Origin of the sequence: Agrobacterium tumefaciens, assembly GCF_005221325.1 — a bacterium.
In the GTDB taxonomy this organism is placed as follows: Bacteria; Pseudomonadota; Alphaproteobacteria; order Rhizobiales; family Rhizobiaceae; genus Agrobacterium.
The window spans coordinates 1397180-1419137 of record NZ_CP039889.1; the positions used below are offsets into that span (position 1 = coordinate 1397180).

A 21958-nucleotide genomic window follows, 5' to 3' on the forward strand; every position below is an offset into this window, starting at 1 on the left:
AGCGACGATGCTTCTGATCCATTGCCCCTATTGCGGGGAAGACCGTTCCGAACTGGAATTCCGCTGGGCGGGCGAAGCCCATATCGCCCGACCGGAAAACATCGCCGATATCTCCGACGAGGCCTTTGCGGAATATTTCTTCATTCGCGACAATGACAAGGGCCTCGTTTTCGAGCGCTGGCGTCACATTCACGGCTGCGGCCGTTTCTTCAACGCCGCCCGCGATTCCGTCAGCGATAAATTCCTGATGACCTACAAGGCCGGCGAAGCGAAACCGGATACTGAGACGGTCCTTTCCGCAGAAAAGGGAGCCGGGCAATGAGCGGCGACTATCGTATCAAGGGCGCCGGCCGTCTCACCCCGGCCAGAACCGCGCGTTTCACCTTCGACGGCAAGATCTATCCGGCACTGGAGGGCGATACCGTTGCGTCAGCGCTTCTGGCCAATGGCGTGCATCTGATCGGCCGTTCATTCAAATATCACCGTCCGCGCGGTTTCCTGTCCGCCGGGCCGGAAGAGCCGAACGCGCTGATCGATGTGTCGCGGGACAGCCTGCGCAAGCAGCCCAATGTGCGCGCCACGGTTCAGGAAGTGTTCGACGGGGCCATCATTGCCTCGCAGAACCGTTTCCCGTCGCTGTCCTTCGATCTGAGCGCCATCAACGACCTTCTGTCGCCGATGTTCGCGGCTGGCTTTTATTATAAGACCTTCATGTGGCCGAAGGCCGCCTGGCACAAGATTTACGAACCGCTGATCCGCCGTGCGGCCGGTCTCGGCAAGGCGCCGAGCGAGCCGGATGCCGATCACTATTCCGGCCGTTATGCCCATTGCGACGTGCTGGTCGCAGGTGCCGGTGTTGCCGGTCTGACGGCGGCCTTGTCCGCGGCGAAAACCGGAGCCAGCGTCATTCTGGTGGATGAAAATGCCGAAGTCGGCGGCGCGCTGCGCTTCGATACCGGCGCGGTCATCAATGGTCTTCCCGGTTACGAGTGGGCGCAGAAGGTTCTCGCCGAGCTGCAGTCCATGCCGAATGTGCGGGTTCTGACGCGCACGACGGCCTTTGGGTATTACAACCACAATTTCGTCGCGCTGGCGGAGCGCGTCACCGATCATCTTGCCACACCGGCCAGACACCAGCCGCGTGAGCGGCTGTGGCAGGTGCGCGCCAAGAAGGTCGTGCTCGCGGCAGGCGCGATCGAGCGCCATATGGTCTTTGCCAATAATGACCGCCCAGGCATCATGCTGGCTGCGGCTGCCCGCACCTATCTCAACCAGTACGGCGTGTCCGTCGGCCATAATGTCGGTGTCTATACTGCCCATGATTCGGCCTATGAGACGGCCTTCGACCTGAAGAAGGCCGGCGTGAAGATCGCCGCCATCGTCGATTGCCGCGAGAACCCGGATCAGCGCCTGCTGGACGAGGCACGGGCGCTCGGCATCGAGGTGCTGGCGGGCTATAGCGTTTACAACACCGCCGGCCGCCTGCGCGTCTCTTCCATGACGGTTGGCCGCAATGGTGGCTCCAACAAGCGCAAGATCGCCATCGATGCGCTTGTGGTTTCGGCCGGATGGACGCCATCCGTGCATCTCTTCTCGCAATCGCGCGGCAAGCTGAAGTTTGACGCGGCTAACCAGCGTTTCCTGCCTGACGTCCATGTGCAGAACTGCGTTTCCATCGGCGCATGCAACGGCACGGACGATCTTTCCGCGATCATTGCCGAAGCGGCCGTTGCCGGCGGTGGTTCGGTAGGGTTCTCCGGCGAGAATGTCCGGGCCTGGACCGGCGGCATGATCGGTGCGGCCGAAGGCGCGGGTGAGGGCACCGGGGTCAAGGCCTTCATCGATTTCCAGCACGATGTCTGCGCCAAGGATATCCGCCTCGCCGTGCGCGAAGGCATGCATTCCGTCGAGCATATCAAACGCTTCACCACCAATGGCATGGCGTCGGATCAGGGCAAGATGTCAAACATGCATGGCCTCGCCATCGCATCGGAAGCGCTGGGTCGGGATTTGCCCAAGGTCGGTCTCACCACCTTCCGCCAGCCCTATACCCCTGTTACCTTCGGCACGATCGTCAACCATTCGCGCGGCGCGCTGTTCGACCCGGCCCGCAAGACGCCGATGCATGAGGAAGAGCTGGCGGCCGGCGCGGTGTTCGAGGATGTCGGCAACTGGAAACGCGCCTGGTTCTTCCCGCGTGCGGGTGAAGACATGCACGAAGCGCTCAACCGTGAATGCAAGACCGTTCGGACAAGTGTCGGCGTGTTCGATGCCTCGACACTCGGCAAGATCGAAGTGGTAGGCCCGGATGCGGCGAAGTTCCTGAACCTCATCTACACCAATGCCTGGGACACGCTGAAACCCGGCCGCTGCCGTTATGGCATCATGACCCGCGAAGATGGCTTCGTTTACGATGACGGTGTTGTCGGGCGTCTGGCCGAGGACCGTTTCCATGTGACGACGACCACGGGCGGCGCGCCGCGTGTTCTCCAGCATATGGAAGATTATCTTCAGACCGAATTCCCAGATCTCAATGTCTGGCTCACCTCGGCAACCGAACAATGGGCTGTCATTGCCGTGCAGGGCCCGAAGGCGCGAGAGGTGATCGCGCCTTTCGTCGAGGGCATCGATCTGTCGCCGGAAGCCTTCCCACATATGGCGGTGGCCGAAGGCAAGTTCTGCGGTGTGCCGACGCGGCTTTTCCGCGTCTCCTTCACCGGCGAACTCGGTTTCGAAATCAATGTCCCTGCCGATTACGGCGCAGCCGTCTGGTCCGCGATCCGCGACAGGGCGGAAGCCGTGGGCGGTTGCCTTTACGGCACCGAGACCATGCATATCCTGCGTGCGGAAAAGGGCTATATCATCGTCGGTCAGGATACGGACGGTACGGTGACGCCTGACGATGCCGGGCTCGCCTGGGCCGTTTCCAAAAAGAAGACGGATTTCGTCGGCATTCGCGGCCTGAAACGCATTGATCTGACGCGCAGCGGCCGCAAGCAACTCGTTGGTCTGAAGACGAAGGACCGGCTGACCGTGCCCGACGAAGGCGGCCAGATTGTCGCCGACCCGAACCAGCCGAAGCCGATGACCATGCTCGGCCATGTCACCTCCGCCTATTGGTCGGAAAATCTCGGCCATTCCATCGCTTTTGCGCTGGTGGCGGATGGCAGGGCGCGTATGGGCGAAACGCTCTACATTCCGCTTGCCGATAAAACCATTGCCGTCGAAGTGACCGACATGGTCTTCCTCGATAAGGAAGGAGCCCGTCTCAATGGCTGACATGCTGCACGCAAAACGCAAATCCGTGCTTGAGGATTTCCACGGCGGCTCACCTTTTGTGTCGCTGAAATCCGCTGCTTCCGCCTCGCGGCTGTCGTTGCGGGCGCGGGAAAGTGCCGTACCGGCGCTATCGGAAGCGCTCGGCCTTGCGCTCCCCACCAGCCCGAAAGGCTCCGTCACGTCAGGCCTGCGCTCCGTTCTGTGGCTTGGCCCGGATGAGTGGCTGGTGATCGATCAGGGCGAAAGCGACCTGATGGCGGCACTTGCCGGCGTCTCCGGCCTGTTTTCCGCAACCGATGTTTCCCACCGCAACACGGCCGTCATCGTCTCCGGCCCCGGCGCGGAAGCAGCACTCAATGCTGGCTGCCCGCAGGACTTGTCTCAAGCAAGGTTCCCGGTGGGCGCCTGCTCGCGCACCGTTTTCGGCAAGGCCGAAGTGGTGCTGCTGCGCACGGCGGATGATACGTTCCGGGTGGAATGCTGGCGCTCCTTTGCGGAGTATGTCGGTGGGCTGCTGCAGGAAGCGGCGGCTGACGTGGCGGTCTAGCGGCTCCATCCCCGCCATTCGACCCATCGCCCATGGAAATCGGCACGGCCGATCTCCTGTTTTTCACCCGTCGGCCAGATTTGCAGGGTAATGGCGGCACCATCAGGTGTCGCATCCGCCTCCATTTGCAGGCGGGCAAGCGGGGCCTGCGGCGTGGCGCGGGCTCCAGCCTCGGTGATCAATGCCTCGCCCGCCTGTTTCAGGGCATCCGGCAGATATTGCCAGGCGATGGAGTGATAGACGACATGGGTCGCGCCGGGATGTCGCGTGGCAAGGCGGCGTTTCAGCCAGTCGATCGCATCGGCTTTTTCCACCCGCAGGCCGTTCTCCACCGCGATCCGTAACGCAGCGGCGGTGCGCTCCAGCCTGTCGGTCTGGTCTGCCCAGATATAGGACATCAGCCGCAGGCGGTCCTCGACCGAAGAAGGGTCGAGCGGGTTGAGATCGCATCCGGCACGCTCGATGACCTCGATCCGCCCACCCGGCGGGGTATTACCGCGCCATTCCGGCGACTGGAAAACATCGGATTGCACGCCCCATGCAAAGTCACCGAGACGATACCGGTATCGGTCGAATTGCAGGTTGAGCCCGGCGCTCGCTCCCACCTCGGACAGCACGAGCGGCTTGCCGGTGCGTTCCGCTATCGAAAGAAAGCCCGGCAGCAGCACGGCGGAGCGGCGGACTTCGTTCGTCTGCGGCGGTGATTTCAGTCTATCGAGGATGAAGACCTGATGGAACCGCAGGGCGCTGGCGCAGGCCTGCCACAGCGCCTCCTCGTCATCAGGCGCAATATCGACGAGTGGCGCGATCTTTTCCGTGATGGCCAGCGCATGCAGAGCGCCCGCCAGCCGCAGGGGAACGGAATCGCCGGAGGGGCCGACATCGCCGGGCCAGGACAGGATCGTCTCGCCCACCTCCGTCTGGCGGTCGAGCCTTGCGGCCACGGCGCGACAAAGCCGTGCGGTAAAGGGAGAGCCGAGGCTGTCGCAGGCCTTTGCCTGCACGAGAAACGCATTTCTTACGGCTTCGTCATGCATCGGCGTCTGCTTTCGAAAAATAGGTGATCATTCTCCGGCGGATGTCGTGCAGGCTACGAGCGCCGTATCGTTAAATCCATATCCCAGCATCATAGTGCGGTATTCGGCTGAGCGTACATATTGGCCGATTGCCGAGTCGATGGCGATGCGAAGGTCGTCGTCTTCTTTTCTGAAGGCAAATGCGCCTACCGCCGCCTTTCTCTCGTCGGTGGAAACCAAGACGATATCCAGTTCTAAACCGGGATGTTGTTCAAGAAAGCCCGAATGTGCAACAGCCACGCTTGCATAAGCATCTGCGCGTCCATCTAAAATTGCCTGTGCCGCCTCTTCGTATGTCTCACACACCAGAAGTCGCGTGTCTGGCACGCCTGCGTCCAGACACGCGCGGTGTTGAACCTGGCCCTGTATCGCGACCATGGTACACCCCGGGTTGGCAGCCGCCGAAGCATAGCCACTGATGTTCTTGGGGTTGCTCTTTCTAACGAGAAATCCATCACCAAGGACCCAGATGGGTCTGCTGAAGGCGGCGACTTTTCTGCGCTCCGGCGTGTCGAACAGGCCGGTCGTCATGTCCCACCGATTTTCCTCCAATCCGGGCAATAAGTCGGCAAACTCGGTTTCAATGAACCTTACGTCGCTAATGCCCGCGATGGCGAGGGCCTTTCGCGCTAGTTCAACATCGCAGCCTGTTACTTCGCCCGTTTCAGTTCTGAAATTGAATGGAGGTTCTATCAAGTAGGCAAATCTCATATTTATTCCTCAAATAATATGCGTCTTAAAGTCAGGCGTCCTCCGGCCGGTCTTCCGCGTTAAACTGGCTGATCGTCGTCCAGCGGGCAGTGAGCGCCGGCTTTTTTTCGTTTTCGATGTCCACCGTCACGTCATACGTCGTCATCAGCATGGCGGCGCCGCGAAAACGCGCTTCCGCCAGCGTGAACCGGCCGCGCACCCGCGCACCGCTCTTCACCGGCGTGACGAAACGGACGGCATCGAAGCCGTAATTGATGCCCATGGTCTGTTCGCGAATGCGGGGCAGGGCGTCGTAATTCAGCGCCGAAAGCAGCGAGAGTGTCAGGAACCCATGGGCGATGGTGCCGCCGAAGGGGCTTTCCGCCTTGGCGCGCTCCGGGTCGGTGTGGATGAACTGTTCATCCAGCGTCGCTTTGCCGAAAGCGTTTATCATCGTCTGGTCGACGGTGATCCAGTCGGAAACACCCATTTCCGTGCCGACGCGATCCTTCATGTCCGCCAGCGCAATTTCTTTTGTCATGTTACCTCGTCCGCATTGTTTCCAGCGACTTATACGGCTCGTGACGCGAAGGGATCAACCGCGCAGATAAAACACCACGGAACGAGCAGGCAGGAAAGCGGGATTGCCGAAATCCGTGCCGATGGCGCTCCAGCGATCGCCGGGCAGGGTGAAGGGAACGATCTCGCGGCCGCGATTGATAAGAATGGCAAGCTCGGTATCCTTGCCGGTCTCCCGGTCCGGGATGGAAAGCACCATGGCGAAGGCCTGCCCATCCGGCCTCTCCCAGTCTGCAACCGTCATCGGTTCGCCGCCCGGGGCAAGCCATGTCACGTCGCCCCTGCCGGAGAAGAACCCACTCTCAGAAAACACACCGAAGCGCTTGCGCAGTGCGGCGAGAAACGCCGTGTGGTCGATCAACTCAGGGACAAGCGATGACCAGTCGACCCAGCTTATCTCATTGTCCTGGCAATAGGCATTGTTATTGCCCTGCTGGCTGCGGCCACCCTCATCTCCCGCCGTCAGCATCAGGGTGCCGCGGCTGACGAAAAGCGTGGAGAGAAGTGCTTTTACATCCGCTAGACGGGCGGCGACAATGGCGGGGTCTTCGGTCAGGCCCTCAAAACCATTGTTCCAGGAATGGTTGTCATTATGGCCATCGCGATTGTTCTCGCCGTTTCTCTCATTGTGCTTGCGTTCATGGCTGACGAGATCGAACAGGGTGAAACCATCGTGGGCACAAAGGAAATTGACACTGCGGCTTTTCAAGCGGCCATGGCGGGAAAAGATCGGCGAAGAACCGGACAGCGCATTGGCCAGCGCCCCGGTCGTACCGGCATCTCCACGCCAGAACCGGCGCATGTCATCGCGGGCGCGGTCGTTCCACTCCAGGAAACTCTCAGGGAAATTGCCGAGCTGATAACCGCCGGGGCCGATATCCCAGGGTTCGGCGATCAGCATGCGGTCGTAAAGGACAGGGTCCGAATGCATGGCGGCCAGCGTCTCGCTCGCCATGTCGAAACCCGCGGCCGTTCTCCCGAGCACGGGGGCCAGATCGAAACGGAAGCCATCCACGCCGGCATGGAGAACGAAATGCCGCAGCGAATCGATGATGAGCTGGCGAATATAGGGGTGGTCGCAGGCGACCGTATTGCCGGTGCCGGTATCGTTGACCAGTACGCCCGGCTTTCCCTGCGGGTGACGGAAGGCGGTGAGATTATCGAGCCCGCGCAGTGACAGGATCGAGCCTTCGATATCGCTTTCACCCGTATGATTGAAGACCAGATCGAGAATGACGCCAATGCCTTGCGCATGCAGCGCCGCAACCGTGTCGCGCAACTCCCGCACGCCGCCGGGGCAGAGGCGCGGATCGAGCGCCATGAAACCAACAGGATTATAACCCCAGGCATTGGAAAGGCCGAGCGGCGGCAGGTGGCGTTCGTCGATCCAGGCGGTAATCGGCATCAGCTCCACGGCATCGACGCCGATTTTTTTCAAATGCGCGAGAATGGCAGGATGCGCCAGCGCCGCGACCGTGCCTCGGATATCTTCAGGTACGTCGGGATGCAGCCGGGTGAAGGATTTGACGGCAAGTTCGTAAATCAGCCCGCCCCAGGCAAAACGAGGCGGCTGGCGCTTGACCGCCTCATGCTCGGAAAGGATCGCCTTCGGCATGATCGCACCGGTTTCCGCACCGAAGGCATAAAGCGAGGGATCATGACGGAAGGAGCGGTCGATCTCGGTGGCATAGGGGTCGAGCAGCAGCTTTGCGGGATCAAACCACAGACCATGCTCGGGGGCGTAGATGCCGTGGGCACGGAAGCCGTATCGCGTGCCGGGCCCGGCTTCTGCGTGCGTGAGCCGATGAACGTCGTCTTCGCCGCGTATCATCGGCAGACGCGCCGTCTCTTTCTCGCCGGTGTCATCGAAGAGGCAGAGATCGATCTGCGAAGCATGCCGGGAATAGACCGTGAATTCCATTCTGTTTTCCGTTCGGGTTGCGCCTTTGGGGAAAACGGGTGGTGTCTGCATGGTCTGTCTCTCCGGAGGGATGGTGTGCCTCCTCGAGACCGGAGAAGGCAGAGGCGAGGCCGAAATGAGGGGCGCTTGGGCGTCCCTCACGATTGGCGGAAATTATCAGGTAATAACGCTCGGTTCGCTGCGGCCGGTATGGGCCTTGATGCCGGCAATGGTATCGGCAACGGAAATCAGGTCGGCGAGCGCCGTCTGCGTTTCGATGCCGTGACGGGCCGCATCCGGCTCGTAACGCTCGACATAAAGGCGAAGTGTCGCGCCCGCCGTGCCGGTGCCGGAAAGGCGTAGCACAATGCGCGAGCCGCCCTCGAACAGGATGCGGATGCCCTGATTCTTGCTCACCGACTGATCGACCGGGTCGTTATAGGCAAAATCATCCGCCGCCGCGACCTTCAGATTGCCGTAGCTGGTGCCCGGCAGCGTCGCGAGCTTTTCGCGCAGGGTGGCCACCAGCGTGTTCGCGGCGTCCGAATCCACTTCTTCATAGTCGTGGCGGGAATAATAGTTGCGGCCATATTCGGCCCAGTGTCTGGTGACGATGTCCTTCACGCTTTCCTTGCGGGCAGCCACAATGTTCAGCCAGAAAAGCACGGCCCACAGGCCATCCTTTTCACGCACATGGTTCGAGCCGGTTCCGAAGCTTTCCTCGCCGCAGATCGTAACCTTGCCGGCATCCATGAGATTGCCGAAGAATTTCCAGCCGGTTGGCGTCTCGTACATGCCAAGGCCGAGCTTTTCGGCGACACGATCCGCTGCCGCACTTGTCGGCATGGAGCGCGCAATACCGGAAATGCCGGCGGCATAACCCGGCGCCAGTTTGGCATTGGCGGCGATGATCGCGAGACTGTCGGACGGGGTGACGAACATGCCCTTGCCGACAACCATGTTGCGGTCACCATCGCCATCGGAAGCCGCGCCGAAATCCGGGCCTTCCGGGCTCATGACGTCGTCATAAAGCTCCTTGGCGTGGACAAGGTTCGGGTCGGGATGGTGCCCGCCGAAATCCGGCAGCGGCGTTGCGTTGCGGACGGAGCCTTTCGGTGCGCCGAGACGCTTTTCGATGATCTCAACGGCATAGGGGCCGGTGACGGCGCTCATGGAATCCACCACGACCTTGAAGCCGCCGGCGATCAGCGCGCGGATAGCATCGAAATCGAACAGTTCTTCCATCAGGGCGGCATAGTCGGCAACCGGATCGATCACTTCGACCGTCAGCTCATCCACCTTGAAGCTGCCCACCTTATCGAGATCGATATCGGCGGCATCGGAAATCTTGTAGCTGTCTATGACCTTGGAGCGGGCATAGATCGCGTCGGTGATCTTTTCCGGTGCGGGACCGCCATTGCCGATATTGTACTTGATGCCGAAATCTTCGGTGGGGCCGCCGGGATTGTGGCTGGCGGAAAGCACGATGCCGCCGAAGGCCTTGTATTTACGGATGACGTTGGAGGCGGCGGGCGTGGAGAGAATGCCGCCCTGGCCGACCAGCACCTTGCCGAAACCGGCGGCGGCGGCCATCTTGATCGCCTTCTGGATGACTTCACGGTTGTAATAACGGCCGTCGCCGCCGATCACCAGCGTCTGGCCCTCAAAACCTTCAAGCGCGTCGAAGATCGACTGGATGAAGTTCTCGGCGTAATTTTCCTGGGCGAAGACTGGCACCTTCTTGCGCAGGCCTGAAGTGCCCGGCTTCTGGTCCTGATAGGGCGTCGTCTTGATAGTTTTGATCATTGGTTCAATGGCCTTTCGAAATAAGCTGGCTGTAAAGCGCGGCGTAGAGACCGGCGCTCTTTTCCCAGGAAACATCGGATTTCATTCCGAGTTTCTGCATTTGTGCCCATAGTTTAGGGTCGTGATAATAACGGACGGTCCGGCGGATCGCCTGTTTGAGACCGTCAAGCGTGACGGGTGAAAATTGCACGCCGGTCGCCGATTTATTGGCGATGGCGGCATGGTTGGCGTCGATCACCGTATCGGCGAGGCCACCGGTGCGGGCGACCACCGGAATGCAGCCATAGCGCAGCGCGTAAAGCTGGGTGAGGCCGCAGGGCTCGAAACGCGAGGGGATGATGATCGCATCGCAACCCGCCTGCATCAGATGCGAGAGCGGTTCGTTGTAACCGATGGCAACACCGACGCGGCCATGGTGGCGCGATGCGGCCGCCAGAAGCGCGCCTTCCAGCGCCACTTCGCCCGCGCCAAGCACGACCAGACGGCCGCCGAGGGCGACGATCTCGTCCACGGCTTCCGCCATGAGATCGATGCCCTTTTGCCAGGTCAGGCGGGAGATGACGCAGAACAGCGGGCTGTCATCATCATCGATGCGGAAATGTTCGGCGACCGCCTTTTTGTTGAGGGCACGGTTCTTGAGGTTGGCGGCGGAGAAATTGTCGTGGATCAGATGATCGGTGGCCGGGTTCCAGACATCGGCGTCGATGCCGTTGACAATGCCGTGCAGCACATGGGCGCGGCTGCCGATGACGCCGTGCAGGCCCATGCCGAATTGCGGGGTGAGGATTTCCTCGGCATAGGAGGGGCTGACGGTGCTGAGCGCCCATGCCGTCTGCAGGCCGCCCTTGAGGAAGCTGACATCATTATAATATTCGACGCCATCCATGCCAAAGGCATGGGCGGGAAGGCCAAGCTTTGCGAAGATATTTGCGCCGAACTGGCCCTGAAAGGCGATGTTGTGGATGGTGAGAAGGCTCGGTATCTCAGGCGTTTCGGCATAACGCATATAGACCGGGGCGAGCGCAGCCTGCCAGTCATGCGCATGCACCATATCCGGTCGCCAGCCGGGAAGAGCGCCGGCGGCTATGCGCGCCGCAGCCAGAGACAACGCCGCAAAGCGCTTCCAGTTATCAGGATAATCCTTGCCGGTCTGGTCGAGATAGGGGCCGCCGGAGCGCTCGTAATAGGCCGGCGCGTCAAGAATGAGGAGGTCTAGCCCCTCATGCCGCACTTCGAGCACATCGGCTTTTTCGCCAAGCAGATCGGTAAATTCGAACAATTTGACAGGGTCCGTCACGGCGGCTTTCACCGCCGGATAGCCGGGTATCAATGTGCGCGTTCTGACGCCATGGGCTTCGAGCGCGATGGGGAGCGCGCCGGCAACGTCGGCGAGCCCTCCGGTCTTGATCAGGGGATAAATTTCGGATGAAACCGAAAGGACATTCATGGGCTCTACAGGTCCAGCTTGTCGATCATCGATTGGGTGATAAGGCAGATGCCGTTTTCCGTGCGGCGGAAACGTTTGGCATCCAGTTCTGGGTCTTCTCCTACAATCAGTCCTTCCGGAATGACCACGCCATGGTCGATGACGACGTTGCTGAGCTGGGCATGACGCCCGATCTTCACACTCGGCAGTACTACGGCATTCTCAAGGCGGGAGTATGAATTGGCCCGCACGCCTGTGAACAGCAGGCTGCGGTTGAGGGCGGCGCCGGAAATGATGCAGTCACCCGAAACGACCGACGATACGGCCGAACCACGGCGATCCTCATCGTCATGCACGAATTTCGCCGGCGGGGTGATTTCCGCATAGGTCCAGATCGGCCAGGATTTATCGTAGATGTCGAGGTCCGGCACCACATCCGTCAGGTCGATATTGGCCTGCCAATAGGCATCGATGGTGCCGACGTCGCGCCAGTAAGGGCCGTGTTCAAAATCCGAACGCACGCAGGAATCGGCAAAGCGATGGGCGACGGCCTTACCGTGCTCGACGATATAAGGAATGATGTCCTTGCCGAAGTCGCGGCTGGAGGTCGGGTCGGCGGCATCGCGGCGCAGGGCTTCCATCAAGAATTTCGTGTGGAAGACATAGATGCCCATCGAGGCGAGCGCAAAACCTTCATTGCCGGGGATGCCGGGCGGATCGGCCGGCTTTTCGATGAAGTCGATGATCTCGTCTTTTTCGTTCACATGCATCACACCGAAGCCGACCGCTTCCATGCGCGGCACTTCCAGGCAGCCGATCGTGACGTCGGCACCGGAATCGACATGCTGTTGCAGCATGTATTCGTAGTCCATTTTGTAAATATGGTCGCCGGCCAGAATGACCATATATTCCGGGGCATAGGGCTCGATGATGTCGATGTTCTGGTAAACCGCGTCGGCAGTGCCCTCATACCATTGCGTTTCGGAAACGCGCTGGGAGGCCGGCAGAATGTCGAAGCTTTCGTTACGTTCAGGGCGGAAGAAGTCCCAGCCGCGTTGCAGGTGTCGGATGAGGGAGTGCGCCTTGTATTGCGTGGCGACGCCGATGCGGCGAATGCCGGAATTGAGCGCATTGGAGAGCGCGAAATCGATGATGCGCGCCTTGCCGCCGAAATAGACGGCGGGTTTTGCCCGGCGGTCCGTCAGTTCCTTCAGGCGGCTTCCTCTTCCGCCTGCGAGGACATAGGCCATTGCATCACGCGCCAAAGGCTGAACTCTTTTTTCCGACATGGTGTCCTCCCTCTCTGTCTGTCAGTTTTCCGGTTCGAGCATGATCGTGGCAAGCGGCGGCAGGACGAGCATCGCCCCGATATCGCCGCCGGCATCGACCGCCTGAACGCGTCCGCCATTTCCCTTGCCGCTGCCGCCATAAATTTCGGCATCGGTGTTGAGAATTTCCCGCCACCGCCCCGCAACAGGAAGCGGCACATAATAGTTTTCCCGGTAGACCGGGGTCAGATTGCAGATGACCGCCACCGGTTTTTCGCCGGGCGCCGAGCGTAGCCAGGCGAAAACGGAATTCTCGTGATCGTCCACCACCAGCCACTGGAAACCTTCGGGCTCGCAGTCACGGGCGTGCAGGGCGGCTTTGGATCGATAGGTGAGGTTGAGATCGCGCACGAGGCGGCGCATGCCCTCATGCATCGGATATTGGCGCAGGTTCCAGTCGAGCGATCCCTTTTCGCTCCATTCGCTCCACTGGGCAAACTCCTGCCCCATGAACAACAGTTTCTTGCCGGGATAACCCCACATGAAACCGTAGTAGGATCGGAGATTGGCGAATTTCTGCCAGTCGTCGCCGGACATCTTGGCGATCAGCGATCCCTTGCCATGCACCACCTCGTCATGGGAAAGCGGCAGCACGAAATTCTCGGTGAATGCATAAAGCAGCCCGAAGGTCAGTTCCTGATGGTGGAACTTGCGATGCACCGGCTCACGCGCGAAATAACTCAGCGTGTCGTGCATGAAGCCCATGTTCCACTTGAAGCCAAAACCGAGACCACCCTCGTGAACCGGCTGCGACACTTTCGGCCAGGAGGTGGATTCTTCGGCAATCGTCATGACGCCCGGATGGGTGCCGTAGACGAGCGAATTCATCTTCTGCAGGAAACGGACGGATTCCAGATTTTCGCGCCCGCCATATTCGTTCGGGATCCACTCGCCTTCCTTACGGGAATAGTCGAGGTAAAGCATCGAGGCGACCGCATCGACGCGCAACCCGTCGAGATGGAATTTTTCGGCCCAATAAAGCGCATTGTTGATGAGGTAGGACATCACCTCGATGCGGCCGAAATTATAGATGGCCGTGTTCCAGTCGGGATGGAAACCCTGACGCGGATCGGCGTGTTCGTAAAGCGCGGTGCCATCGAACCAGCGCAGGCCATGCTCATCGGTTGGAAAATGCGCGGGAACCCAGTCAAGCAGAACGCCGATGCCGACCTTGTGGGCGCCGTTGACGAAACGGGCAAAGCCCTCCGGGTCGCCGAAACGGGCGCTCGGGGCGTAGAGACCCGTCGTCTGGTAACCCCAGGAGGGATCATAGGGATGTTCGGTGATGGGGAGGAATTCGATATGGGTGAAGCCCATATCGGTACAATAGGGAATGAGCTGGGCGGCGAGTTCATCCCAGCTGAGGAAGGTGCCGTCCTCGCGGCGCTGCCAGGAACCGGCATGCACTTCGTAAATGCTGATCGGCTGGCGGCGCTGGTCCACCTGCGCCCAATGTTCGCGGTGGGCCTGATCTTCCCATTTTTGCGTCAGTTCGGGCGCAGTGACGGAAGCGTTCTTCGGCCGCAACTCTGCGCGGCGCGCATAGGGGTCGGCCTTCAGCGGCAGAAGTTCGCCATTGGCGCCGAGGATTTCGAATTTATAAGCGCAGCCGGCGTAGACGTCAGGTGCGAAGATTTCCCAGATGCCGGTGTCCTTGCGGAACCGCATGACATGCCGGCGGCCATCCCAGTTGTTGAAATCGCCGACGACGGAAACGCGCCGCGCATTGGGAGCCCAGACGGCGAAGTGGAAACCTTCGACGCCCTCTAGCTTCAGCGGATGCGCGCCCATCCTGTCGAACAGCCTCAGATGCGATCCCTCACGGACGAAATAATCATCCATGGGTCCGAGAACCGGGCCGAAGCTGTAAGGATCGGTCACCGCCCATTCAGCATCATCGCGACAGGCGCGGTAACGCACCGGCTGGCGCTTTGAAAGATCGATCCGGCCTTCGAAAAAGCCGTCGGTATCCAGCCGCTTCAACTCGCCCACGAAATTTCCGTCCAGCGTCAGGACGGAAACCTCTTCGGCGCCGGGAATGAAGCAGCGGGCGGAAAACCCTTCCGGCGTTTCGTGAACGCCGAGAAGGGCAAAAGGATTGGAATGCAAACCGCTCTTGATCGCCTCGATTTCAGCCTTCGTGATTTCGCCAGTCTTTTTCTCTTCGGCCGAATTGAGCGGTTTTTTCATCAGGCTCTCCAGATCTCGGTGGCATATTGGCGGATCGTCCTGTCGGATGAGAACCAGCCCATACGCGCCGTGTTGCGCACTGTTTTCGTGTTCCAGCTATCCTGATCGCTCCAGATCGCATCCACCTTGCGCTGCGCGTCGGCATAGGCGTCGAAATCGGCTGCGACCATGAACCAGTCACTGTTGTATATTCCGTCGATGAGGGCGGAAAAACGCGAGCGATCATCGGGTGAAAACACGCCCGAGGCGATAGACGACAGCGCCTGCGACAGTTCCGCAGACCCTTCGATGATGGCGCGCGGATTGTGACCTTCGGCACGGGCCTTGGCCACTTCTTCCGCCGTCATGCCGAAGATGACGATGTTGTCATCGCCGACATGTTCGAGCATTTCCACATTGGCGCCATCGAGCGTGCCGATGGTGAGTGCTCCATTCAGGGCGAATTTCATGTTACCGGTGCCGGAGGCTTCCATGCCGGCGGTCGAAATCTGTTCCGAAAGATCGGCGGCGGGAACCATGATTTCCGCAAGCGAGACGTTGTAGTTCGGAATAAACACCACTTTCAGAAGCCCGCGCACGGCCGGGTCGTTGTTGATGACCCGGGCAATATCGTTGGCAAGCTTGATGATCAGCTTCGCGTTGTGATAACTCGGCGCCGCCTTGCCTGCGAAGAACTTAACGCGCGGCACCCAGTCCAGTTCCGGGTGGGAACGGATCTGGTCGTAAAGCGCCACGGTTTCCACGAGGTTCAGAAGCTGGCGCTTATATTCGTGGATGCGCTTGATCTGGATGTCGAACATGGCGGAAGGGTCGACGCGGATGCCCATGCGCTGCGCCACCGTATTGGCAAGCCGCACCTTGTTCAGACGTTTCACTTCGGCGAATTTTTCGCGGAAACCGGCGTCGTCGGCAAAACGGTCGAGAGCCGTGAGCTTTTCCGCATCGTCGAGGAAGTCATCGCCGATCGCCTCGCGCACCAGCCCCGTCAGGCCCGGATTGCACTGCATCAGCCAGCGGCGCGGTGTGATGCCGTTGGTCTTGTTGTTGATCCGCTCGGGGTAGAGGCCGTGCAGGTCGGCGAAGACGGTTTCCTTCATCAACTCGGTATGAAGGGCGGAGACGCCGTTGATGGAGTGCGAGCCGATGAAGGCGAGGTTGCCCATGCGCACGCGGCGTTCGCCGCCTTCATCAATCAGCGAGATCGAGCGGATCTGCTGATCCGCCATTTTCTTTTCCTTGCGGGCATAGACCAGCGTATTGGCGTTGATTGCGTAAACGATCTGCATGTGCCGCGGCAAAAGCCGCTCGAGCAGCGGCACCGGCCAGCTTTCCAGCGCTTCCGGCAGAAGCGTATGGTTGGTGTAGGAGAAGGTTCCCTGCGTGATCTTCCAGGCTTCGTCGAATTCAAGGCCATGGACATCGCAGAGCAGGCGCATCATTTCACAGATGGAAATGGCCGGATGTGTGTCGTTGAGCTGGATCGAGACCTTATCCGGCAGCGAGGTGAAATCCGGGTACTGCTGCAGATGGCGGCGCAGAATGTCCTGCAGCGAGGCGGAGGAGAAGAAGAATTCCTGCCGCAGGCGCAATTCCTGGCCGGCGGGTGTCGCATCGGCGGGGTAGAGAACCCGCGTCAGGCTTTCCGCCTTGTTGCTCTCACGCAATGCGCCGATATGGTCGCCGGCATTGAAAGCGGCCAAGAGAATGGGGTCGATCGGCTGCGCAGACCACAGCCGCAACGTGTTGACGCGGGTGCCGCGCCAGCCGACGACCGGTGTGTCATAGGCCATGGCGATGACGCGCTCTGCCGGTTTCCAGACGAAACGCTGCGGGTCTTCATAACCGCCGATGGTCTCCACCGATCCGCCGAAGCCGATTTCATAGGAGCTTTCGCGGCGTTCGAATTCCCAGGGGTTGCCGTGGGCAAGCCAGGTTTCCGGCAGTTCCACCTGCCACCCATCTGCCATCTGCTGGCGGAAAAGGCCGTGCACGTAACGGATGCCATAGCCATAGGCCGGGATATCGACGGTCGCCATGGATTCCATGAAACAGGCGGCGAGGCGGCCGAGGCCGCCATTGCCAAGTGCGGCATCCGGCTCCAGCCCGGCGATGACATCCAGATCGACGCCGAGCGAGGACAGGGCGTCGCGGATTTCGTGCATCAGGCCGATATTGGAGATGGCGTCGCGCATCAGGCGGCCGATCAGGAATTCCAGCGACAGATAATAAACGCGCTTGGAATTGTTGGCATAGGCCTTGCGGGTGGATTCCATCCATTTGTCGATGATGCGGTCGCGCACGACGAGGATGGTTGCGGTCAGCCAGTCATGCGGCTTGGCAACCTTGACGTCCTTGCCGATGCGGTAGGTCAGTCGCTCGATGATTTCCGCGGCCATGATTTCCGGGTTGGAACTGCGCGGGGCGGGACGGGGAAGATCGGCGGCGTTGAGATTATTGATCATTGGTCGGTCAGCACCTTGGTGGGAGGAGAGGGTCTGAGAGGTCGATCCGTGTTGCCTTTGCTGATGCCAGTTTATGCATCGATATGGAGGCGTGGCAACAGCAATTTTTGCGGAAAGTTGAACGGGTTAGGATTATGAAAAATAAGACTTTTTCTTCCGCGTCCCAAGGATCGCCGAAGGCATTGCCGGCCCTTTATCCGCCGTTACCGAGAAGGTTTGCGTGGTGGTTGCGATGCCGGGCATCGTTCAAAAAAGGGAAAGAGGCTGCAACACTTTTAAATGGTTCACCGGTCCTGAAATCTGTTTCGCTCAATTATCATGTTTAAACACCGGGCCGAAAACTCATACAGGTTCGGTCTGATGTCTTGGATCACACACTAGCCTTCGAGGCTGCAAAAATTCAATGAAAATAAATGGCTCTTCGCCGCAGCCGCACCGGTCCCCGGTGGCGGCTGCGTGAAACCGGGCGATATCGCCGTGTTCACCCCAGGTAAAAAGGCTGGGCCACCATTTCCCCCGCGCGGATCGTCACGCTGGTGTTCGGTGGAACGGCGCACCAGGGGGTGCAATCGAAGGAAAAGGGCTCGGAACTCAACGCAATGCCCTCTTCCAGCCCGCGCCAGTAGAGCGTCGGCGGCTTGTCGTCGCTCGACCAGCGGAAGGCATGCACGCAGTCGCCATCCATCAGCACCGCGCTGAAGCGCAAGGCCGAAGACACGCCCGCCGCAATCATCTTTTCCTGGCAGAGGCGCAGTGCAGTGGAAATGGCGCGAACCGGATCCGCATCGAGACCAAGGCCGGCGGCAATAAGGAAAATGGCTTCGCTGTCGCCGGTGCCGCGTCGCGACGCATAGATATCGTCAGGGATAAGGGAGTCTATGTCGCGCCTTATCTGCTCGTAACCGCCGATCTGGCCGTTATGCATGAACAGATATTGGCCATGCGCAAAGGGGTGGCAATTGGCGCGGGATACCTCGCCTGATGTGGCGGAGCGGACATGGGCCATGAACATGCCGGAGCGGAGCTGTTGGCAAAGCGCGGCCAGATTGGCGTCGGACCATGCGGGCCTGGTGTCGCGAAACACGCCGGGTGTTCCCCGTTCGCCATACCAGCCAAGGCCGCAGCCATCGCCGTTAACGACGGTTTTTGCTTCCCTTGCGGCCATGGACTGGCTGACCAGCGATGCTTCCGGCTCGATCAGCAGGCTGTCGAGCCAGACAGGTTTACCGGAATAGGCAAAAAGGCGGCACATTCATGCGGCTCTGTCGAATGCCTTGTCTCCGAGTGCGAAGCCGACGGCGGCCTTCGCGTGAATGGCGGTCGAATCGTAACCCGGCAGCGGCAGCGCATCGGGATCGATCAGCAGGGAAATCTCGGTGCAGCCGAGAATGACGGAATCGACGCCGAGTGCACGGGCCTTTTCGATGACCGCAAGGTAGCGTTCACGCGAGCAGGACTTGATTTCGCCCTGGCAGAGTTCGCCGAAAATGATGTCGTGGATGGCGGCTCTGTCGTCCGCTTCGGGCACGACCACGTCGACGCCGTGGTGGCGCATGCGGTCGGTGTAGAAGCCATGTTCCATCGTGTAGCGGGTGGCGAGCAGCAGCGGCTTGCGGCGTCCGTCCGCTTTCAAGGCGGCGGCCGTTTCGTCGATAATGTCGATGAGCGCGACGCCCGACATTTTCTCAACCGTGTCCGCAACGAGATGCATGGTGTTGGTGCAGATCAGCACACAATCGGCACCGGCATTGGCAAGGCGCGCACCGGCAGCACCCAGAAGCGCGCCGGCTTCATCCCAGCGGTCAGCCTTCTGAAGGGCGACAACCTCGGAAAAATCGAGCGAATGCATGACGATATCGGCCGAGACCAGACCGCCGCGGCTGTCGCGCACGGCCTCGTTGATCATGCGGTAATAGGTTGCGGTGGATTCCCAGCTCATGCCGCCGATCAGGCCGATGCGTTTCATAAGTTTCCCCTTATCGAGTTTGATTGAAGACAAGGATGCCATCGCCGCCACGAAAACGGCGTGCGTTTTTTCGGGGATTTCAGGCTGCGTATGCAAGCATAAAGCGCTATTTGCGTAAGCTCTGCAAAATTCTTGCGTTGTTGCGTTAACCTGTGCATTCTTTACGGATGATTGACGATCGTGACCGCCGAATCCTTGCGATTCTCCAGGAGAATGCCGAAACCCCGCTCGCCGATATCGCGGAGGAGGTTTCTCTGTCGCTATCCGCCTGTTCGCGCCGCATCACGCGGCTGCGCACGGAGGGGTATGTGACGGGCACGATGGCGCTGCTCGACCGGCGGAAGATCAACCTTCCGACCACGGTTTTCCTGCTGGTGAGGACGGGGCTGCATGCGGAAGACTGGCTGGACAAATTCCATGCGGCCGTCAGTACCATACCTGAAATTGTCGAGGTTCACCGGCTGACCGGCAATTTCGACTATATTCTGAAACTGGTGCTGCCGAATGTCGAATATTACGACACGGTCTACAAACAGATTCTGCGCCGTGTTCAGCTTTACGACATGTCCGCCTATATCTCCATGGAGACGGTGAAGCTGTCTTCATCGCTGCCGACAACGCATATCTGAGGGATCACTAGTCCCTGTCAGCGGCCCGCCTCGAAACGGACACCGAAGCGGAAGCTTCGCGTTTCGCCCGGTTGCAAGGTAATTGCAGCTGCGAGTTCCCCATGGTTGAAGGCATTGGTGGGCGTTTCCACCGGTTCGAGCGCGATGGATCGCCGCCTGTCGCGGGCGAGCGTATCGCCGGTGAAGACATGCATGTGGCCACGCTCCTGCCAAACCGTGAGGTTTGAACCGTCATGCTGGTTTTCGAGCCGTGTCTCGTAAAGTCCGTTTTCGGATGCGATCAGGTCGGTGAAGCAGACATCAAGCACATGGCCGGATAACGGCGCATAGAGAAAGCGGGTGTCGTCCCGTTTGACGATCCCGCCCTGTGGGTCCCGCAGGGGAATCAGATTCTCGTCCGTTTCGATCGCGGTTCGCGAGGGTAACGTGAGAAGAAGGTCGTCGATGGAAGCCGTGCCGGGCAGGCGGAAATAGGGATGCCAGCCGGCGGCGAAAGGCAGGGGCCGGTCGCCGCGATTGATGCCGCGTATGTCGATGGTGACGTCGTGGCCGGCAAAGCGATATTCCACCTCTATAGTCAGCCGATAGGGATAACCCTTGAAATCTCCCGGCGCTATTTCCGTCCTGAAGACGAGATGCTGCGCATCATTTTCCTCGAAGGACCGGTCGAGAACAAAGGGCAGGGCGCGGGCAAAGCCGTGGAAAACAAGATTTTCATGGGCAAGCACCGGCTCGATGTGGTGCGTTTCTCCAGCGAAATCATATCGGCCTTGCGGAATGCGGTTGGTGAAGGGTGCGAGAATGCCGTTTCTCACGCCGTTCTGCGACTGCAACTCCGCAGCCGTCAGATATCCGTCGACCAGATCCTCGCCCTTTTCGCCATCGGCAAAGAGCGGTCGCCAGCTGAGAAGCGTTGCGCCCTCATAGGCGATCTCGGCGCAAAAACCGTTTCCGGAAACGGTAAGACCCGCAATTCCCGTGCCTGTTGCGGAAGTGCTCATCGGGAATTGTCCTTTGCATGCATGCATCTGCGGCGGCCGGTCTGATTTGCCCGCCGATTCGCCCGATCATCTTCGCTGCAGCGACATTTCGCAATGGCTATGATGCGCCGCACACATCCATGGAGATCAGTCCGGGAAGGTTCGTTTTGCGCCGCTGAAAAATTCCATCAGCGCCGCCTGATCTTCTCCGCCGAGCCCCGCCGCCGTCAGCATGCGGTGCACCTCGGCGCAAACCGCCGTCAGCGGCATGGCCGTGTTGGTGCGCCGGGCGAGATCCTGCGCGCCGTTCAGATCCTTGACCATATTGTCGATGCGGCCGGTGCGGCGATAATCCTTCGCCACATAACGCGGCATATATTCCTGCAGGATGGCGCTGTCGGCACGGCCGCCCTTCAGCGCCTGCGGAATTTTGGCGGCATCGACGCCGGCATCCAGCGCAAGTTGCGTTGCTTCCGCCACGGCAAGGAAGTTCAGGCCGCAGAGAACCTGGTTGATGAGCTTGGTCGTCTGCCCGGCGCCACAGGGGCCCATATGGGTGTAGTTGCTGGCCACATGCTGCAGCACGCGGTGCGCATCCGCTACATCCCTGTCGTTGCCGCCGGCCATCAGCGTCAATTGCCCGATGAGCGCCTTGGGCGCGCCGCCCGAAAGCGGGCTATCCACCCAGCGCAGGCCCTTGTCAGCGGCATCGGCCGCCAGTTCCCTGGTCGCTTCCGGGTCGATGGAAGACATGTCGATGATCAGCGTGCCGGGCTTTGCCCCGGCCGCCACGCCATCCTTGCCGAAGACGGCGATGCGGACGATTTTTGGCGAATTGAGGCTGAGGATGACCACGTCGGAAACGGCGGCGGCCTCCGCCGCGGTGCGGGCGCTCTCCGCGCCAAGGCTGGTCAGCGCCGCCACTTTTTCCGCATCCAGATCGAAAACCGTCAGGTGATTGCCGGTCTCCACCAGCCGCGCGCCGATCGCGCCGCCCATGGCGCCGGCACCGATGAGGGCGACTTTGTTCTTCTCGGTCATGCTGTTCACGGCCTCCTCCCAAGGTGTCGTGGTATCGTCGGGCCACATCCGGATGGCGG

General features: G+C 60.2%; 17 protein-coding genes. 4 read left to right on the top strand and 13 right to left on the bottom strand.

Going from position 1 to position 21958, the window contains the following annotated elements; all coding sequences use genetic code 11:
• Positions 1 to 7: 7 nt before the first annotated feature.
• Genes CFBP5499_RS21280 through CFBP5499_RS21290 form a run of 3 tightly spaced genes read left to right on the top strand, consistent with a single transcriptional unit; the run spans position 8 to position 3826 of the window.
• Complete coding sequence (locus tag CFBP5499_RS21280; RefSeq protein ID WP_080828499.1) at positions 8 to 322, top strand: sarcosine oxidase subunit delta; 315 nt, start codon at positions 8 to 10, stop codon at positions 320 to 322.
• Positions 319 to 3279 carry a sarcosine oxidase subunit alpha gene (locus tag CFBP5499_RS21285; protein WP_080828498.1) on the top strand — a complete coding sequence of 987 codons (2961 nt, stop codon included), beginning with the start codon at positions 319 to 321 and terminating at the stop codon, positions 3277 to 3279. Before CFBP5499_RS21280 ends, CFBP5499_RS21285 begins: the two co-directional genes overlap by 4 nt.
• A complete protein-coding gene (locus CFBP5499_RS21290) occupies positions 3272 to 3826 on the top strand; it encodes a sarcosine oxidase subunit gamma (RefSeq protein WP_080828497.1) in 555 nt (184 codons plus the stop codon). Before CFBP5499_RS21285 ends, CFBP5499_RS21290 begins: the two co-directional genes overlap by 8 nt.
• On the opposite strand, the gene CFBP5499_RS21295 is transcribed toward CFBP5499_RS21290, so the two are convergent.
• The 11 genes from CFBP5499_RS21295 to CFBP5499_RS21350 form a co-directional block, all read right to left on the bottom strand.
• On the bottom strand, positions 3823 to 4863 hold the full coding sequence (locus tag CFBP5499_RS21295) for a DUF2332 domain-containing protein (RefSeq protein WP_080828495.1): 1041 nt from the start codon (positions 4861 to 4863) through the stop codon (positions 3823 to 3825). The two genes, CFBP5499_RS21290 and CFBP5499_RS21295, sit on opposite strands and share 4 nt — an antisense overlap.
• Before the next feature lie 27 nt (positions 4864 to 4890).
• Entirely contained in the window at positions 4891 to 5613 is a 723-nt protein-coding gene (locus CFBP5499_RS21300; protein WP_080828493.1) for a transporter substrate-binding domain-containing protein, read from the bottom strand.
• A gap of 31 nt (positions 5614 to 5644) precedes the next feature.
• A complete protein-coding gene (locus CFBP5499_RS21305) occupies positions 5645 to 6133 on the bottom strand; it encodes a MaoC family dehydratase (RefSeq protein WP_080828491.1) in 489 nt (162 codons plus the stop codon).
• A gap of 54 nt (positions 6134 to 6187) precedes the next feature.
• Entirely contained in the window at positions 6188 to 8143 is a 1956-nt protein-coding gene (gene glgX, locus CFBP5499_RS21310) for a glycogen debranching protein GlgX (RefSeq protein ID WP_080828489.1), read from the bottom strand.
• Positions 8144 to 8248: 105 nt separating this feature from the next.
• Positions 8249 to 9877, bottom strand: a complete 1629-nt coding sequence (locus CFBP5499_RS21315) for an alpha-D-glucose phosphate-specific phosphoglucomutase (protein WP_080828487.1) — start codon at positions 9875 to 9877, stop codon at positions 8249 to 8251.
• A 4-nt stretch (positions 9878 to 9881) separates the two neighbouring features.
• Positions 9882 to 11324 (bottom strand): glycogen synthase GlgA, encoded by a 1443-nt coding sequence (gene glgA / locus CFBP5499_RS21320; RefSeq protein WP_080828485.1) that lies wholly within the window; start codon positions 11322 to 11324, stop codon positions 9882 to 9884.
• A gap of 5 nt (positions 11325 to 11329) precedes the next feature.
• Positions 11330 to 12592 carry a glucose-1-phosphate adenylyltransferase gene (gene glgC, locus CFBP5499_RS21325; RefSeq protein WP_080828483.1) on the bottom strand — a complete coding sequence of 421 codons (1263 nt, stop codon included), beginning with the start codon at positions 12590 to 12592 and terminating at the stop codon, positions 11330 to 11332.
• A gap of 21 nt (positions 12593 to 12613) precedes the next feature.
• Positions 12614 to 14821 (bottom strand): 1,4-alpha-glucan branching protein GlgB, encoded by a 2208-nt coding sequence (glgB, locus tag CFBP5499_RS21330; protein ID WP_080828482.1) that lies wholly within the window; start codon positions 14819 to 14821, stop codon positions 12614 to 12616.
• Positions 14821 to 17283: a glycogen/starch/alpha-glucan phosphorylase gene (locus CFBP5499_RS21335; protein ID WP_080828480.1), complete on the bottom strand. Its 2463-nt coding sequence runs from the start codon at positions 17281 to 17283 to the stop codon at positions 14821 to 14823. The genes glgB and CFBP5499_RS21335 overlap by 1 nt, the downstream gene beginning before the upstream one ends.
• 481 nt (positions 17284 to 17764) lie before the next feature.
• Positions 17765 to 18535, bottom strand: a complete 771-nt coding sequence (locus CFBP5499_RS21345) for a class II glutamine amidotransferase (RefSeq protein ID WP_080828479.1) — start codon at positions 18533 to 18535, stop codon at positions 17765 to 17767.
• Positions 18536 to 19249, bottom strand: coding sequence for an aspartate/glutamate racemase family protein (locus tag CFBP5499_RS21350; RefSeq protein ID WP_080830146.1), 714 nt, complete (start codon positions 19247 to 19249; stop codon positions 18536 to 18538).
• A gap of 167 nt (positions 19250 to 19416) precedes the next feature.
• Between CFBP5499_RS21350 and CFBP5499_RS21355 the strand changes: the two genes are divergently transcribed.
• Positions 19417 to 19878, top strand: coding sequence for an Lrp/AsnC family transcriptional regulator (locus CFBP5499_RS21355; protein ID WP_080828478.1), 462 nt, complete (start codon positions 19417 to 19419; stop codon positions 19876 to 19878).
• A gap of 17 nt (positions 19879 to 19895) precedes the next feature.
• On the opposite strand, the gene CFBP5499_RS21360 is transcribed toward CFBP5499_RS21355, so the two are convergent.
• A complete protein-coding gene (locus tag CFBP5499_RS21360) occupies positions 19896 to 20879 on the bottom strand; it encodes an aldose 1-epimerase (protein ID WP_080828477.1) in 984 nt (327 codons plus the stop codon).
• A 126-nt stretch (positions 20880 to 21005) separates the two neighbouring features.
• Positions 21006 to 21899, bottom strand: a complete 894-nt coding sequence (locus tag CFBP5499_RS21365) for an NAD(P)-dependent oxidoreductase (RefSeq protein ID WP_080830145.1) — start codon at positions 21897 to 21899, stop codon at positions 21006 to 21008.
• Between the last annotated feature and the right edge of the window lie 59 nt (positions 21900 to 21958).

Bases quoted from the DNA above. Each gene is read 5' to 3' on its own strand.
- CFBP5499_RS21335 (WP_080828480.1), bottom strand. From the start codon at position 17,283: ATGATCAATAATCTCAACGCCGCCGATCTTCCCCGTCCCGCCCCGCGC.
- glgA (WP_080828485.1), bottom strand. From the start codon at position 11,324: ATGAATGTCCTTTCGGTTTCATCCGAAATTTATCCCCTGATCAAGACC.
- CFBP5499_RS21305 (WP_080828491.1), bottom strand. From the start codon at position 6,133: ATGACAAAAGAAATTGCGCTGGCGGACATGAAGGATCGCGTCGGCACG.
- CFBP5499_RS21300 (WP_080828493.1), bottom strand. From the start codon at position 5,613: ATGAGATTTGCCTACTTGATAGAACCTCCATTCAATTTCAGAACTGAA.
- CFBP5499_RS21295 (WP_080828495.1), bottom strand. From the start codon at position 4,863: ATGCATGACGAAGCCGTAAGAAATGCGTTTCTCGTGCAGGCAAAGGCC.
- CFBP5499_RS21290 (WP_080828497.1), top strand. From the start codon at position 3,272: ATGGCTGACATGCTGCACGCAAAACGCAAATCCGTGCTTGAGGATTTC.
- glgC (WP_080828483.1), bottom strand. From the start codon at position 12,592: ATGTCGGAAAAAAGAGTTCAGCCTTTGGCGCGTGATGCAATGGCCTAT.
- CFBP5499_RS21350 (WP_080830146.1), bottom strand. From the start codon at position 19,249: ATGAAACGCATCGGCCTGATCGGCGGCATGAGCTGGGAATCCACCGCA.
- CFBP5499_RS21365 (WP_080830145.1), bottom strand. From the start codon at position 21,899: ATGACCGAGAAGAACAAAGTCGCCCTCATCGGTGCCGGCGCCATGGGC.
- CFBP5499_RS21345 (WP_080828479.1), bottom strand. From the start codon at position 18,535: ATGTGCCGCCTTTTTGCCTATTCCGGTAAACCTGTCTGGCTCGACAGC.
- glgX (WP_080828489.1), bottom strand. From the start codon at position 8,143: ATGCAGACACCACCCGTTTTCCCCAAAGGCGCAACCCGAACGGAAAAC.
- CFBP5499_RS21280 (WP_080828499.1), top strand. From the start codon at position 8: ATGCTTCTGATCCATTGCCCCTATTGCGGGGAAGACCGTTCCGAACTG.
- CFBP5499_RS21285 (WP_080828498.1), top strand. From the start codon at position 319: ATGAGCGGCGACTATCGTATCAAGGGCGCCGGCCGTCTCACCCCGGCC.
- CFBP5499_RS21355 (WP_080828478.1), top strand. From the start codon at position 19,417: ATGATTGACGATCGTGACCGCCGAATCCTTGCGATTCTCCAGGAGAAT.
- CFBP5499_RS21315 (WP_080828487.1), bottom strand. From the start codon at position 9,877: ATGATCAAAACTATCAAGACGACGCCCTATCAGGACCAGAAGCCGGGC.
- glgB (WP_080828482.1), bottom strand. From the start codon at position 14,821: ATGAAAAAACCGCTCAATTCGGCCGAAGAGAAAAAGACTGGCGAAATC.
- CFBP5499_RS21360 (WP_080828477.1), bottom strand. From the start codon at position 20,879: ATGAGCACTTCCGCAACAGGCACGGGAATTGCGGGTCTTACCGTTTCC.